The sequence below is a fragment of the Streptomyces sp. NPDC026417 genome, from assembly GCF_055567695.1.
Map to the genome: position 1 here is coordinate 17202 of NZ_JBVHPY010000034.1, position 13978 is coordinate 31179.

The 13978-nt window shown below is 74.1% G+C and carries 9 protein-coding genes and 1 pseudogene; 6 read left to right on the top strand and 4 right to left on the bottom strand.

Annotated features, from left to right (window positions below; translation table 11 throughout):
- The first annotated feature begins 283 nt into the window (after window positions 1-283).
- Window positions 284-1438: a damage-control phosphatase ARMT1 family protein gene (locus ACZ4NT_RS35145; protein WP_467729238.1), complete on the top strand. Its 1155-nt coding sequence runs from the start codon at window positions 284-286 to the stop codon at window positions 1436-1438.
- Between the two features lie 33 nt (window positions 1439-1471).
- Here the strand turns inward: ACZ4NT_RS35145 and ACZ4NT_RS35150 are convergent, their stop codons facing one another.
- Window positions 1472-2734 carry a cytochrome P450 gene (locus ACZ4NT_RS35150; RefSeq protein ID WP_467729240.1) on the bottom strand — a complete coding sequence of 421 codons (1263 nt, stop codon included), beginning with the start codon at window positions 2732-2734 and terminating at the stop codon, window positions 1472-1474.
- 209 nt (window positions 2735-2943) lie between these two features.
- Window positions 2944-3711 (bottom strand): annotated as a pseudogene (locus ACZ4NT_RS35155) (alpha/beta fold hydrolase); the annotation flags it as partial.
- Between the two features lie 163 nt (window positions 3712-3874).
- Between ACZ4NT_RS35155 and cyc2 the strand changes: the two are divergent.
- From cyc2 to ACZ4NT_RS35170, 3 genes are all read left to right on the top strand, one after another.
- The gene (gene cyc2, locus ACZ4NT_RS35160) at window positions 3875-6055 is read left to right on the top strand and encodes a germacradienol/geosmin synthase Cyc2 (protein ID WP_467729242.1); all 2181 of its coding nucleotides are present in this window, start codon (window positions 3875-3877) and stop codon (window positions 6053-6055) included.
- Between the two features lie 237 nt (window positions 6056-6292).
- Window positions 6293-8158 (top strand): O-aminophenol oxidase PhsA, encoded by a 1866-nt coding sequence (gene phsA / locus ACZ4NT_RS35165; protein ID WP_467729244.1) that lies wholly within the window; start codon window positions 6293-6295, stop codon window positions 8156-8158.
- A gap of 108 nt (window positions 8159-8266) precedes the next feature.
- A complete protein-coding gene (locus ACZ4NT_RS35170) occupies window positions 8267-8956 on the top strand; it encodes a PDZ domain-containing protein (protein WP_467729246.1) in 690 nt (229 codons plus the stop codon).
- Between the two features lie 104 nt (window positions 8957-9060).
- Here ACZ4NT_RS35170 and ACZ4NT_RS35175 read toward each other — a convergent pair whose 3' ends face one another.
- The gene (locus tag ACZ4NT_RS35175) at window positions 9061-9825 is read right to left on the bottom strand and encodes a metallophosphoesterase (protein WP_467729248.1); all 765 of its coding nucleotides are present in this window, start codon (window positions 9823-9825) and stop codon (window positions 9061-9063) included.
- Between the two features lie 254 nt (window positions 9826-10079).
- Between ACZ4NT_RS35175 and ACZ4NT_RS35180 the strand changes: the two genes are divergently transcribed.
- Together ACZ4NT_RS35180 and ACZ4NT_RS35185 are read left to right on the top strand one after the other, a co-directional pair.
- Complete coding sequence (locus ACZ4NT_RS35180) at window positions 10080-11201, top strand: M24 family metallopeptidase (protein ID WP_467729250.1); 1122 nt, start codon at window positions 10080-10082, stop codon at window positions 11199-11201.
- 49 nt (window positions 11202-11250) lie between these two features.
- Window positions 11251-12195 (top strand): aminoglycoside phosphotransferase family protein, encoded by a 945-nt coding sequence (locus ACZ4NT_RS35185; protein ID WP_467729252.1) that lies wholly within the window; start codon window positions 11251-11253, stop codon window positions 12193-12195.
- A 15-nt stretch (window positions 12196-12210) separates the two neighbouring features.
- On the opposite strand, the gene treZ is transcribed toward ACZ4NT_RS35185, so the two are convergent.
- Window positions 12211-13968, bottom strand: a complete 1758-nt coding sequence (gene treZ / locus ACZ4NT_RS35190; protein ID WP_467729254.1) for a malto-oligosyltrehalose trehalohydrolase — start codon at window positions 13966-13968, stop codon at window positions 12211-12213.
- Between the last annotated feature and the right edge of the window lie 10 nt (window positions 13969-13978).

The window sequence follows — 13978 nt, forward strand, 5'->3', positions numbered from 1 at the left end:
GTTCGGAACCCCCCCCCCCCAAACACCCACTTCCCCCCCCCTCCCTTCCCCCACCCCCCCCCCCCCCCCCCGCTCCCCCCCCCCCCCCCCACACCCCCCCCCCCCCCCCCACCGCGGCGGTCCCGGGCCGTGCGCACACGGGCCCCGGGGGACCGGCGGGTCGCCCCGGGGCGCGAGCGCGGCGGTCCGGGAGCGCGGCCACGGACCGGCCGCCCCGGGGGAACCGTCCGGGGACGCTACTGTGCCTCCGAGGCCCTGACCCGTCCCGGAGGAACGCACCCCCATGCCCGACGCCCCCGTGATCGTCAGCAGCGACCCGGAGTCCTTCCCGCACAGCGTGCTGGCCGAGCGGCATCCGGCGCTCATCCGGAAGGTCCGGGACGCCTTCCCCTACGGCCCCGAGCAGCACCGGGCCCTCGACGCGCTGCTGAAGAGCGCCACCGAGGGGGTCGTGGAGCCGCTGGGCCCGGACGCCGACGACCGGGCGCAGTGGGAGACCTGGGGCTGCCGGTCGTACGTCGGCCGCTCCTGGTTCGACGCGCCCTTCCTCTGGGCGGAGAGCTACTTCTACCGGAAACTCCTCGAAGCCGTCGGGTACTTCGGGCCTGGACCGTGGCGCGGGATCGACCCCTTCCGGCCCTTCAAGCTCGCCGAACTCGGCACCCCGGAGGCGGACGCGGAGCTGGCCGCGCTCGACGAGTCGGCGGACCACCCGACCGGGGAACAGGCGACCGCGCTCCTCCACGGGGCGCTCTGGGGCAACCGCGCCGATCTCGGCTTCCGGCTCTCCGCCGCGGAGGACTCGTCCGGAGGCAGCCAACTCGTCGCGGACGACAGCGAGTTGCTCTGGTCCCTGCTGACCGGCGGCACCGTGTGCGTGGTGGCGGACAACGCGGGCCGGGAGCTGATCCCCGACCTGCTCCTGATCGACCACCTGCTGTGCCACGGCCGCGCGGACCACGTCGTGCTGCATCTGAAGCCGTATCCGTACTACGTCTCCGACGCCACGACCGCCGACCTGCTCGACGCCGTGCGCCGGCTGACCGGGGCGCGCGGTGCCGCCGCCGCGTCCGGTCACCGTCTCTGGTCCGCGCTGACCGACGGCCGCCTCACGGTCCGCGCCCACCCGTTCTCCTGTGCGCCGCTGCCGTACGCCGACATGCCGGACGACTTGGCCGCCGAGTTCGGGCGGGCGGACGTGACCCTCCTCAAGGGCGACCTCAACTACCGCCGGCTGGTGGGGGACCGCCTGTGGCCGCCCACCACGTCCTTCGCCCACGCCACCGCGTACTTCCCCGGTCCGGTCGCCGCCCTGCGCACCCTCAAGTCGGACGTGGTCGTCGGCCTGGAGCCGGCCGTCGAGTCCGCACTCGTCGCCGCACAGGGGCAGCGCTGGCGGACGAGCGGCACCCACGCCCTGATCCAGGCCAGGCGTTGAGCGGACGCCCGGCCGCCGGCCTGCCGCGGCCGCTCATGTCACGTGCAGCCGCAGCGACTTGATGCCGTTGATGAAGTTGGAGACCAGGCGGGCGGGAGGCGCGGCGACCCGCGGTGCGGGCACCGCCTCAAGGGTCTCCCCGTACAGCACCCGCAGTTGCAGTCGGGCGAAGTGCGCGCCGAGGCAGACGTGCGGCCCGTCGCCGAAGGAGACGTGCGGGTTCGGGGAGCGGGCCGGGTCCAGCTGGTCCGGACGGGTGAACACCCGCTCGTCGCGATTGGCCGACGCGTGGAACACGACCACTTTGTCGCCCGCGCGGATGCGCTGCCCGGCGAGCGTGGTGTCGGTGACCGCGGTCCGCCGGAAGCTCAGCACCGGCGGGTGCCAGCGCAGCAACTCATCGACCGTCGTGCTGAGTTCGTACCGGCCCGTACGCAGGCCGTGGCAGGCCTCCGGATGTCCGGCGAGCGCGAGCAGGCCGCCGGGTGCGGCGCTGCGCACGGTGTCGTTGCCCGCGATCGTGAGCAGGAAGAAGAACATCTCCAGCTCGGGCTCGGCGAGTTCGGGGTCGGTGGCGAGCGTCGTCATGAGGTCGTCGGCCGGGTGACGCCGTTTGTGGGCGGCCAGTTCCCGGGCGTACGCGAACATGTCGGCGAGGGCGGCGGGGGAGCGCGGGTCGACCGGCCGGCCGGTGGCGTCGGTCGGCGGCTCGCCCGCCTCCTCCGGGTCCTGGTAGCCGATGACCCGCCGCGTCCAGTGCAGCAACAGCCCGCGGTCGCTCTCCGGTACGCCGAGCAGGTCCGCCAGATTCAGCAGGGCGTAGTCGTCGGTGACCGTCGTGACGAGGTCGCAGGTGCCGTCGCCCGCGCGGGCCGCGTCGATGCCGCGCGCCAGGAGAGCGCGGGCCCGGGCGCGTGCCGACGCCTCGAAGCGGTCGATGCGGCGGGGCGTGAACGCCCGGCTCACGAGCCGGCGCAGCCGGCCGTGGTCCGGCGGATCCTGGTTGAGCATCATGCGGCGGATGAACGGCAGGTCGGCCGGGTCGGGGTCGCGGATCTGGGTCGCGCCCAGCCACGAGGAGTACACCGCCGGGTCCTTGAGCACCCGGACCACGTCGGCGTGCCGGGTCACCGCCCAGAAGCCCGGTCCCGCCGGCCAGCCGAGCACCTCGGGCTCCTCCTGCCGGACGACCGGGTAGTGGTCGCGCAGCACCCGGTAGGCGGCGTACGGCACGCCTTCGCCGTACCGCCGCGGATCGAACACGTCGGGGACCGGCAGCGCCTGACGCACGCTCACACGGAGCCGCCTTCTGCGGCGGCACCGGTCCGGCGGCCCCCGCCGGCCGGGCCGGGCCCGGGTCCGCCTGGTTGCCCCGTCCCCGCGGGGCCGGGCACCACGTCCGCGCCCGTGCCCGCGACTCCTGCCGGAACCGGCCCCACCGGCGCGTCGGCGTCGGCCCTCGTGGACTCGGGCGTCCGAGCCGCCGCTCCGCCACCCGGGTCCGTGCCGTCCTCGCGCAGGAACGCCTCGACGGCCGAGATCAGGTCCAGGGGTGTCTCGTCCATCGCGTAGTGGCCGGCCCCCGGCAACTCGTGGTGCCGCCCGTGCGGATACCAGCGCAGCCAGGTCTCCGCCATCAGCCCGGCGGACAGGGCGGGATCCAGCGCCCCCGTCACGGTCAGCGCCGGCACCGTCGCGCCCTCCACCTCGGCGTGGAAGTCCTCGCCCGCCCAGGAGTCCAGCCAGGCCCGGAACGCCTTGGTGTCGCTGCGGGCGAGCGAGCGCGCCACCATCCGGTCGAGCCAGGCCGCGGGGCGTCGGCCCCCGGTCGTGAAGTCGAGGATGGCGCGTCTGTTCTCCGGCCGGTGGGCCGCCTCCGCGAACAGCTCCCACTGCTCCGCGGGCAGCGGCAGCCCGGAGGCCGGCACGGGCGAGACCCCGACGATCCGGCGCAGCCGCCGCGGGGCGAGCGCCAGCATCCGCTGCGCGACACTGCCGCCCATCGAATGCCCGACCACCGAGAACCGGTCCCAGCCGAGCAGGTCGGCGAGCCGGACCAGGTCCGCGGCGGCCTCGGCGGTCGTGAACGCGCCCGCCGCCTCCCGGGCCGCGCCGTAGCCGCGCAGATCCACCAGGGCGTACTGGAACGAGGCGCGGTCGAGGTCCGGCAGGAGCGGTGCGTACGCCGACCGGTCGGCGAACCAGCCGTGCACCGCGAACACCTTGTGGGAGCCGTCGCCGTGCACTTCATGGGGCAGCACGAAGGAGGTCATGCGCCTACGGTGACCGGCCCCCCGCTGCCCGGCAAGAGCGCGCTGCCGGGCGCGCGAGCCGACAACTCCCCCTCGGGGGACGCCAATGGAACCATTTCACGCGATGGTGTGATCATGTCCGGGCTCCCGGATGCCCGCGGGAGGGCCTGGGTAGGGCCCGGCCATGACGCAGCCGTTCGAACTCCCGCACTTCTACATGCCGTATCCCGCGCGGCTCAACCCGCACGTGGACGAGGCCCGCGCCCACACGACCGAGTGGGCGCGCGGCATGGGCATGCTGGAGGGCTCCGGCATCTGGGAGCAGTCCGACCTTGACGCGCACGACTACGGACTGTTGTGCGCCTATACCCACCCCGACTGCGACGGTCCCGCGCTCTCGCTCATCACCGACTGGTACGTGTGGGTGTTCTTCTTCGACGACCACTTCCTGGAGACCTTCAAGCGCACCCAGGACCGCGAGGGCGGCAAGGCCTACCTGGACCGGCTGCCGCTCTTCATGCCGCTCGACCTGGCCACACCCGTGCCGGAGCCGGAGAACCCGGTCGAGGCGGGGCTCGCCGACCTGTGGGCGCGCACGGTCCCCGTCATGTCCCTGGACTGGCGCCGCAGGTTCGCCGTCTCCACCGAGCACCTGCTGAACGAATCGCTCTGGGAGCTGTCCAACATCAACGAGGGGCGGATCGCCAACCCCGTCGAGTACATCGAGATGCGCCGCAAGGTGGGCGGAGCCCCCTGGTCGGCGGGGCTCGTCGAGTACGCGACGGCCGAGGTGCCCGCCCGCGTCGCCGGGTCACGGCCGCTGCGCGTGCTGATGGAGACGTTCTCCGACGGGGTGCACCTGCGCAACGACCTCTTCTCCTACCAGCGCGAGGTGGAGGAGGAGGGCGAGCTGAGCAACGGCGTCCTCGTCCTGGAGACCTTCTTCGGCTGTACGACGCAGGAGGCCGCCGAGACGGTCAACGACGTCCTCACCTCGCGCCTGCAGCAGTTCGAGCACACGGCGCTCACCGAGGTGCCCGCGCTCGCCCTGGAACAGGGGCTCGCCCCCGACGAGGTCGCGGCCGTCGCGGCGTACGCGCGGGGCCTGCAGGACTGGCAGTCCGGCGGGCACGAGTGGCACATGCGCTCCAGCCGGTACATGAACGAGGGGGCCCTCGCGACGGAACCCTTCGGCGCCTCCGGGTTCGGCACCTCCGCGGCCGACGTCGGCGCCCTGCTCTCCTCCGCCGGCGCCGAGCGGATGCGGTCGTTCACCCATGTGCCCTTCCAGAAGGTCGGCCCCTCGCGACTGCCGGACTTCCACATGCCGTTCCCGGTGACGCTCAGCCCTCACCTGGACGGCGCGCGCCACCGCATCACCGGCTGGGCGCACGCCATGGGAATCCTTGCCGAGGGGGTCTGGGACGAGGACAAACTCGCCGCCTACGACCTGCCGTTGTGCGCGGCCGGCATCCATCCGGACGCCACCCCCGAAGGCCTCGACCTGGCGTCCCAGTGGCTCGCCTGGGGCACCTACGGCGACGACTACTACCCGCTCGTCTTCGGGCACCGCCGGGACCTGGCGACCGCCAAGGTGTGCACCGCGCGGCTCTCGGCCTGCATGCCCGTGGACGGCGAGGAGCCCCCGGTCCCCGCCAACGGCATGGAGCGCGGGCTCGTCGACCTGTGGACGCGGACGACGGCCGGGATGACCCCGCAGGCGCGCCGGACCCTGAAGGCCGCGGTCGACGTGATGACGGAGAGCTGGGTGTGGGAGCTCGCCAACCAGATCCAGAACCGCATCCCGGACCCGGTCGACTACCTGGAGATGCGCCGCGCCACCTTCGGCTCCGAGCTGACCATGAACCTGTGCCGGCTCGGCCACGGCCCGCAGGTCCCACCGGAGGTCTACCGCAGCGGCCCGGTCCGCTCGCTGGAGAACGCGGCGATGGACTACGCGATGCTGCTGAACGACGTCTTCTCGTACCAGAAGGAGATCGAGTACGAGGGCGAGGTGCACAACGGCATCCTCGTCGTGCAGAACTTCTTCGGCTGCGACTACCCGACCGGGCTCGGCGTCATCCATGACCTGATGACCCAGCGCATGCAGCAGTTCCAGCACGTCGCGGCCCATGAACTGCCCATCCTGTACGAGGACTTCAAGCTCTCGGAGGAGGCCCGCGGCATCATGGAGGGCTATGTCGGGGAGCTGCAGAACTGGATGGCCGGCATTCTGAAATGGCACCAGGACTGCCGTCGCTACGGCGCCGCCGACCTGGCCCGCCGCGCCCACGGGTTCGTCCCCGACCAGGTGCCGGCCCTTCCGTTCACCTGGTCGTCGGCCGGGGCTCCCGTCTCCGTGTGACGCCTCGGTACCGTCCCGGGACGCTCCCCACCGAGTGCCGGGGCGGTACGCCCGTCCCCGCCACGGGCCAGGGCGCCCTCGTTTCGGCCATCTTTGCCCGGAATGGGGCATTCCTGGAACGTCGGTGGTGCCTCGCGAGTCCTTCGAGGTGAAGGCGGCCCCGACCGGGCCGCACCACGGGGGCCGCTCAGGCCGGGAACACGGGGGTGTTCGACCTTGACCGATGTCGTCGAAAGGGTGAGTGACCGGATCGGGGACGCGAGGGAGGGGGCGGAGCCGGCGCCCGCCCCGGGGGAACTCGCGCCCTACGTCAGTGCCTTGCGGGTGCCGCCCGTCCTGCGGCCCGGCTCGGACGACCCGCTCCGGGAGACCGAGATCGCGCTGCGCCCGACCTGGGTGCGGCTGCACCCGCAGCTGCCGCCGACCCTGATGTGGGGGTACGACGGATCGGTGCCGGGGCCCACCGTGGAGGTGCGCCGCGGCCGGCGCGTGCGCATCGCCTGGACCAACCGCATCCCGCGCGGTGCCGAGTACCCGGTCACCGCCGTGGAGGTGCCCGCCGCCGCCCCCGGCACCCCCCAGCCCACCACCGAGCCGGGCCGCGGGGGCGCCGAGCCGCTCAAGGGTGTCGCGGCGCTGCCCGCCTGGACGGTGACGCACCTGCACGGCGCCCAGACGGGCGGCGGCAACGACGGGTGGACCGACAACGCGGTGGGCCCCGGCGACGCCCAGCTCTCCGAGTACGGCAACGACCACCAGGCCGTGCAGTGGTGGTACCACGACCACGCCATGAACATCACCCGGTGGAACGTGTACTCCGGCCTCTACGGCACCTACCTCGTCCGTGACGACGAGGAGGACGCGCTCGGCCTCCCCTCGGGGGAGCGGGAGATCCCGCTCCTGCTCGCCGACCGGAACCTGGACACGGACGAGGACGGCCGGCTGAACGGGCGGCTGCTGCACAAGACCGTCGTCGTCCAGCCGCGGAACCCGGAGACCGGGAAGCCGGTTACCCTGCCGTTCACCGGTCCGTACACGACGGTCAACGGCACCATCTGGCCGTACGCCGACGTGGACGCCGCGTGGTACCGCTTCCGGCTGGTGAACGCGTCGAACGCGCGCATCTACGACCTCGTCCTGGTCGACGAGGACAACGTCCCGGTGCCCGGCGTCCTGCACCAGATCGGCAGTGACGGCGGTCTGCTGCCCCGCCCCGTGCCGGTCGACTTCGACGCGTCGCTGCCCGCCCTGACCGCCGCCCCGGCGGAGCGGTTCGACCTGCTGGCCGACTTCCGGGCGTTCGCGGGCCGGCGGCTGCGGCTGGTGAACAAGGGGAGCGGGCAGCCACCGGGTGTGCCCGACCCGCTGAACGACGTCCCCTTTCCCGAGGTGATGGAGTTCCGGGTCGGCGGCTGCGAGCCCGAGCCGCCGGACACGTTCGAGCTGCCCGAGATCCTCTCCGGGTCCTTCCGCCGGATCACGCACGACGTCGAGCACGGCCACCGCCTGATCGTGCTCACCCCGCCCCCCACCAAGGGCGGCGGCGGGCACCCCGAGATCTGGGAGATGACCGAGGTCGAGGACCCGGGCCTCGTCCAGGTCCCCACCGACGGGGTCATCCAGGTGACCGGCCGGGACGGCGTCACCAAGACGTACCGCCGCACGGCGCGCACGTTCAACGACGGCCTGGGCTTCACCGTCGCCGAGGGCAGTTACGAGCAGTGGAGCTTCCTCAACCTGGTGCCGATCACCCACCCCATGCACATCCATCTCGCCGACTTCCAGCTGATGGGACGCGACGCGTACGACGTCTCCGGCTTCGACGTGGGCGTCGGGGGCACCCTCGGCCCCCTCCGGTACACCGGCGACCTCCCCACGGCCCCGAACGAGCGGGGGTACAAGGACACCTTCCGGGTGCCCGGCCGTCAGCTCGTGCGCGTGATGGGCCGCTTCGACGGCGCGTACGGCCGGTTCATGTACCACTGCCATCTCCTGGAGCACGAGGACATGGGCATGATGCGGCCCTTCGTGGTCGTGCCCCGGGAGGTGATGGCGTTCGACCACGGCACGGGCCACGGCGGGCACGACGGTCACACGGGCTGACGCCCCGCCCGGGGGAGGGGCATCGGTTCGAACGCGGTATCCAGTCTCACTCGTTGGTGAATCGTCGCGCGGCGGAGCACGGGGTAGAGCATCTGCCGGAGGCGAGCCATGGAACAGACTGCGTTGCGTCCCAAGCCGATGCCGGGCCGGGAGTCAGGTGACGACCGCCCCCCGGGTGGTCGCAAGCCGGGCGGCGCGCCCCGGCGTCCGCACGCCGCCCGGCGGCGCGGCAGGCGGTTCGCGACCTGGCTCTTCGGCCTGTGCGTCGCGACGGGACTCGTGCTGTCGGGCGTGGGCCTCGGCACCGTGGGCGCCGCCGTGATCGGCATGAGCAGGCTGGCGGAGCTGCAGCGGCAGCCGGGCTCCGGTGCGCCCGCGGTGCCCGTCCCGTCCGGACGCGCGGGTGCCCCGGGGGAGTCCGGCTCACCGGCGGGGTCGGCCGAGCCGGGGGAGACCGCCGGCCGGAGCCCGTCCGTGGGGGCCAAGTCGGCCTCGGGGCTGGGGAGTTCCGCATGGAGGGGAAGCCCGGCCCGCCTCACGCTCGGAGTCGAGGCCGTGGACGTGCCGCGGGGTGGCGGAGCGCTCGTCGTCGGTGTCCATCAGCCGGGGCCGGGCGCTTCGGCGGGTCTGGTGCGCGGTGACGTCCTGCTGGCCCTCGGTGCGACGCGGGTCGACTCCGCCGAGGGACTCGCGCGTGCGGTGGCGGCCGTACGGTCCGGGTCCCCCGTCACGCTGACCGTGCGGCACGCGAACGGCGCCCGGCAGCGGCTGTCCGCGACGCCCGGTGTCGTCACCTGACGCACAGTGCCCCACCGTGGAGCGCCGCCGCGGAACCGGCGCTCGGCACACGCCGCTCACGGGGGTGCCGAGCAGGTGCGGGGCGCCGCTCGGGGGCGCGGTCCTCACGCCACCCTGAAATGGCTGGTCAGCCGCCGCTCGTCGTCGAGCACGTGGAACGCGAGCCCGGGCGGGGCGTCCAGGTCCGCCGCACCCTCGCCCTCCCAGGGCAGTCGCAGCGTCCACGTCACCCCCGGGCCGACGAGGAGCGGGCGCCCGGCGAACGTCGTGGCCGCCGGAGTGTGGGCGTGACCGGTGACGAGTCCGACGATCTCCGGCCGGCGCCGCAGCAGGGCCTCCAGGGCCCCCGCCTCGCGCAACGGGTACGCGTCCGGCAGGGGGTGGTGCAGGGCCGCCGGCGGATGGTGGAAGGCGAGCAGCACCGGGAGGCCGCCGTCCAGCTCGTCGAGCGTGGCCTCGATCCAGCGGTACGTCTCCGCGTCGAGCGCGCCCTCGTCGCTGCCCGGAATGCTGGAGTCGCACATCAGCACGGCGGCGCCGTCGAGGAGGTGCAGGCGGTTGACGGGGCCGTCGCTCGCGGGCTCCCCGAGCAGCGCCTTGCGAAAGGGGGCGCGGACGTCGTGGTTGCCCGGGCAGGCCAGCACGGGAAAGGGCGCGGGGGTGCCCGGTCGGGCACCGCGGAGCCCGAGCAGGCGGGCGGCCTCCTCGTACTCCGCCTCCGTGCCGTGGTCGGCGATGTCGCCGGTGACCAGAAGGGCGTCCACCCGTCCCCGCAGCCCCCACAGCCGGTCGCGTACCCGCCGGGCCCTCGCCGTGGCCCGCTCCGTCCCGTCCAGGTGCAGGTCGCTGATGTGCGCCAGCACGAGCATGGCCGCCCCCTCCTTGCCGGCCGCGCGGACGCTGCACCCACGCGACTAATGGATGAAACGCATCTAAGCATTAGCGGATCGGCGGCGACAACCCCGCCTCCGCGGTGGGTGACGAGCACCGGGGCGCGGTGCCGGCACCCCGCCGTCGGCCGTGCCATGGATCAACCGACGCAACCGGCTCGCGCGGGCCGCACCGGAGGGGCAGGATGCTGCCCGTAGGCCCCTGGGGGAACTCCGGACACACGGAGGCATGGATGACCGGCACGCCCGAGCCCTTCACCGCCGACGACTACGCGGCACGGATGCGCCGGGCGGCGCGGTCCGCTGCCGACGCCGGTCTCGCCGGCGTCCTGGTCGCGCCCGGCCCCGACCTCGTCTGGCTGACCGGGTACCGGCCGGTGGAGACCGAACGACTCACCCTGCTGGTGCTCAGGCCCGGGGAGGACCCGGTCCTGGTGGTCCCCACCCTGGAGGCCCCGGACGCGGCGGCAGCGGCAGCGGCGAGCGCGCTGACCCTCCGCGACTGGACCGACGGCACCGACCCCTACGAGGCGACCGCCGCCCTGCTCGACCGCGCCGGCCGCTTCGGAGTCAGCGACAACGCGTGGGCCATGCACCTGCTCGGCCTCCAGCAGCGGCTGCCCGACACGCGCTACGCCTCGCTCACCGAGTCCCTGCCGATGCTGCGCGCGGTCAAGGACGCCGCGGAGCTGGAGCGTCTGGCGGCCGCCGGCGCCGCCGCCGACGCCACGTACGAGGAGATCCTGAAGGTCCCCTTCGCCGGGCGCCGGGAGACCGACGTCGCCGCCGACCTCGCCGACCTGCTGCGGCAGCACGGGCACTCCCAGGTCGACTTCACCGTCGTCGGCTCCGGCCCGAACGGCGCCAACCCGCACCACGAGGCCGGTGACCGGGTCATCGAACGCGGCGACATGGTCGTCCTCGACTTCGGCGGCCTCGTGCACGGCTACGGCTCCGACACCTCCCGCACCGTGCACGTCGGCGAGCCGGATGACGAGGAGCGCACGGTGCACGACATCGTGCGCGCGGCCCAGGAGGAGGGGGTCCGGGCGGTCCGGCCGGGAGCCGCCTGCCAGGACGTCGACCGGGCCGCCCGCGCGGTCGTCGACGACGCCGGATACGGCGACCGCTTCATCCACCGCACCGGCCACGGCATCGGCGTCACCACCCACGAGCCGCCGTACATGATCGAGGGCGAGGAACAGCCCCTCGTCCCCGGGATGTGCTTCTCCGTGGAACCGGGCATCTATCTCCCGGGCCGTTTCGGGGTACGCATCGAGGACATCGTGACCGTCACCGAGGACGGCGGACGCCGCCTCAACACCACCGACCGCGAACTGATGATCGTCGACTGACCGAGCACCGGAAGACTCCCACCACGTCCCGAACGGCAATGGCGCGACCATGACCCAAGGCTCGACACCGACCGCGGACACCGTCCGCCGACTGGTCCGCTCGCTGCTCGCCGACGGCGGCGCGGCCGGCGCGGGACCCGACGTCCGGCCCGTGGTGGACGACGGCGCCCACCGCACCTGGTGGGTCGGCACCCGTCATGTGCTGCGCCTCGCCCCCGACCGCGAGGCCGCCGTGCTGCTGCGCCGCGAACTGCGGCTGCGCGACCTCGCACGGCCGCACGTGCCGGTCCCCGTCCCGGTGAGCGTCGCCCACGGCGACGGAGCCGACGGCGGCCCGGCCTTCACGCTCGACACCAGGCTGCCCGGCGCCAGCGCCGAGGAGCGCGCCGTCTCGGCGGTGGGCGAGGCGGACCTGGCGGGGCTGCTCACCGGGCTGCGTGACGTCCCCGTCCGGCAGGCCGAGACGCTCGGCGTCCCGCGCACGGCGCCGCGTTCCCTGGAGGAGCTGCGCTCCGCGGCCGAGGAGGCCGCCGGACGGCTCGCCGACGCCGACGAGTTCGACCCCGCCCGGCTCGGTCAGCTCACCGCGCCCGGGGCGGTCCAGCTCGCCGCCCAGCCCGGCGGCGCGGTCCTCGTGCACCACGGGCTCACGGGCGGGCATCTCGTGCTCAGCGGCGACGGACGGGTGCGCGGCGTCCTCGACTGGACCGGCGCCGTGCTCGGCGATCCCGCCGAGGACATCGCCGGACTCGCCGTCGCCGTCGGCGCCCCCGCCGCCGTGCGCGCCGCGACGCTCGCGGGGTACGGGGCGCGCCCCTGCCTGCGCGGCCTGTGGCTGGCCCGCTGCGACGCGGTGCTGCGCCTCGCCGACCGGCTCCACGGCCGCGCGGGCGCCGACCTGCCGCTCCTGCGCACCCGGCTCCACCGCGCCTGGGAGCCGATCCTCCTGGAACGCGTCACCGATCTGCGGGACGGGCCGGACGACGGGCCCTGAGCGCCGGGATGCCTCTCAGGCCTGGGTCAGCACCACGCAGGACTCGCCCGGCAGGCTCAGCAGCCCGTCCGGCCCCGGGGCCGTCACCGGCTCCCACGCGGCCAGTACGCGGGCCCGCCTGAGCCCGAGCGGGATCACCGCCGGCTCCTTGCCGAGGTTCACGGCCACCCGGACGTCCCCGCGCCCGAGGGCGAGCCAGCGGGCCTGCTCGTCGTAGGCGACCTTGACCGCCGCGAGATCGGGGTCGGAGAGGTCGGCCAGCCGGTGGCGCAGGGCGATCAGGTCGCGGTACCAGGCCAGGACGCGGGTGTGGAGGGCGTTGTCCGGCCCCGGTTCCAGCTCGGACCAGTCCAGACACGAACGCTCCCGGGTCGCCGGGTCCTGCGGATCGGGCACGTCCTCCTCGGCCCAGCCGTGCGCCGCGAACTCCCGCCGCCTGCCCCGCCGTACGGCGTCCGCCAGCTCGGGGTCCGTGTGGTCGGTGAAGAACTGCCAGGGAGTGCCGGCCGCCCACTCCTCGCCCATGAACAGCATCGGCGTGAGCGCGCCGGTGAGCGTCAGTGCGGCCCCGCAGGCCAGCAGGCCGGGGGAGAGGGAGGCGGAGAGCCGGTCGCCCAGGGCGCGGTTGCCGACCTGGTCGTGGGTCTGGGAGTAACCCAGCAGCCGGTGCGCCGACACGTGCGTACGGTCCAGCGGCCGGCCGTGCCGGCGGCCCCGGAAGCTCGAATACGTTCCGTCGTGGAAGAACCCGGAAGTCAGCGTCTTCGCGAGCGCCGCGAGCGGGGACCTGGCGAAGTCCGCGTAGTAGCCCTGGCCTTCACCGGTCAGCGTCGTGTGCAGGGCGTGGTGGAAGTCGTCGTTCCACTGGGCGTGCAGTCCGAGGCCGCCCTCCTTGCGGGGCCGGACGAGCCGCGGGTCGTTCAGGTCCGACTCCGCGACCAGGAACAGGGGCCGGCCGACGTCGGCGGCCAGCTCGTCGACGGCCGTCGACAGTTCCTCGAGGAAGTGCAGGGCCCGCGTGTCCACGAGCGCGTGCACCGCGTCCAGGCGCAGCCCGTCGAGCCGGTAGTCCCGCAGCCATGCCAGCGCGCTGCCGACGAGGTACGCGCGCACGTCGTCGGAGCCGGGCGCGTCCAGGTTCACGGCGGAGCCCCAGGGCGTCTGATGGGTGTCCGTGAAGTACGGCCCGAACGCCGGCAGGTAGTTGCCGGAGGGGCCCAGGTGGTTGTGCACGACGTCCAGGACGACGCCGAGCCCCAGCTCGTGCGCCCGGTCGACGAACCGTTTCAGTGCCTCGGGCCCGCCGTACGGCTCGTGCACGGCCCACAGCGAGACCCCCTCGTACCCCCAGCCGTGCCGGCCGGGGAAGGGGCACAGCGGCATCAGCTCGACATGCGTCACGCCCAGGTCCGCCAGGTGCTCCAGCCGTGCGGCGGCCGCGTCCAGGGTGCCCTCGCGCGTGTACGTCCCCACGTGCAGCTCGTACAGGACCGCGCCCGGCAGGCCGCGGCCCGGCCAGGGGTGGCGCCAGGCGTAGCGCCCCTGGTCGACGACCGCGCTCAGCCCGTCCGGGCCGTCGGGCTGCCGCCGCGAGCGCGGATCGGGCAGCACGGGACCGTCGTCCACGGCGAACCCGTACCGCGTGCCGTCCTGCGCGTCGGCCTCTCCCGTCCACCATCCCGCACGGTCCGGATCGCGCCCCAACGCGTGCGCGGTGCCACCGCACTGGAGCGTGACCCGGTCGGCCTGTGGTGCCCACACCTCGAACTGCACGGACGGTTCT

Coding starts and splice junctions, on each gene's coding strand:
- ACZ4NT_RS35145 (WP_467729238.1), top strand. CDS start 284: ATGCCCGACGCCCCCGTGATCGTCAGCAGCGACCCGGAGTCCTTCCCG.
- cyc2 (WP_467729242.1), top strand. CDS start 3,875: ATGACGCAGCCGTTCGAACTCCCGCACTTCTACATGCCGTATCCCGCG.
- ACZ4NT_RS35170 (WP_467729246.1), top strand. CDS start 8,267: ATGGAACAGACTGCGTTGCGTCCCAAGCCGATGCCGGGCCGGGAGTCA.
- ACZ4NT_RS35175 (WP_467729248.1), bottom strand. CDS start 9,825: ATGCTCGTGCTGGCGCACATCAGCGACCTGCACCTGGACGGGACGGAG.
- ACZ4NT_RS35180 (WP_467729250.1), top strand. CDS start 10,080: ATGACCGGCACGCCCGAGCCCTTCACCGCCGACGACTACGCGGCACGG.
- ACZ4NT_RS35185 (WP_467729252.1), top strand. CDS start 11,251: ATGACCCAAGGCTCGACACCGACCGCGGACACCGTCCGCCGACTGGTC.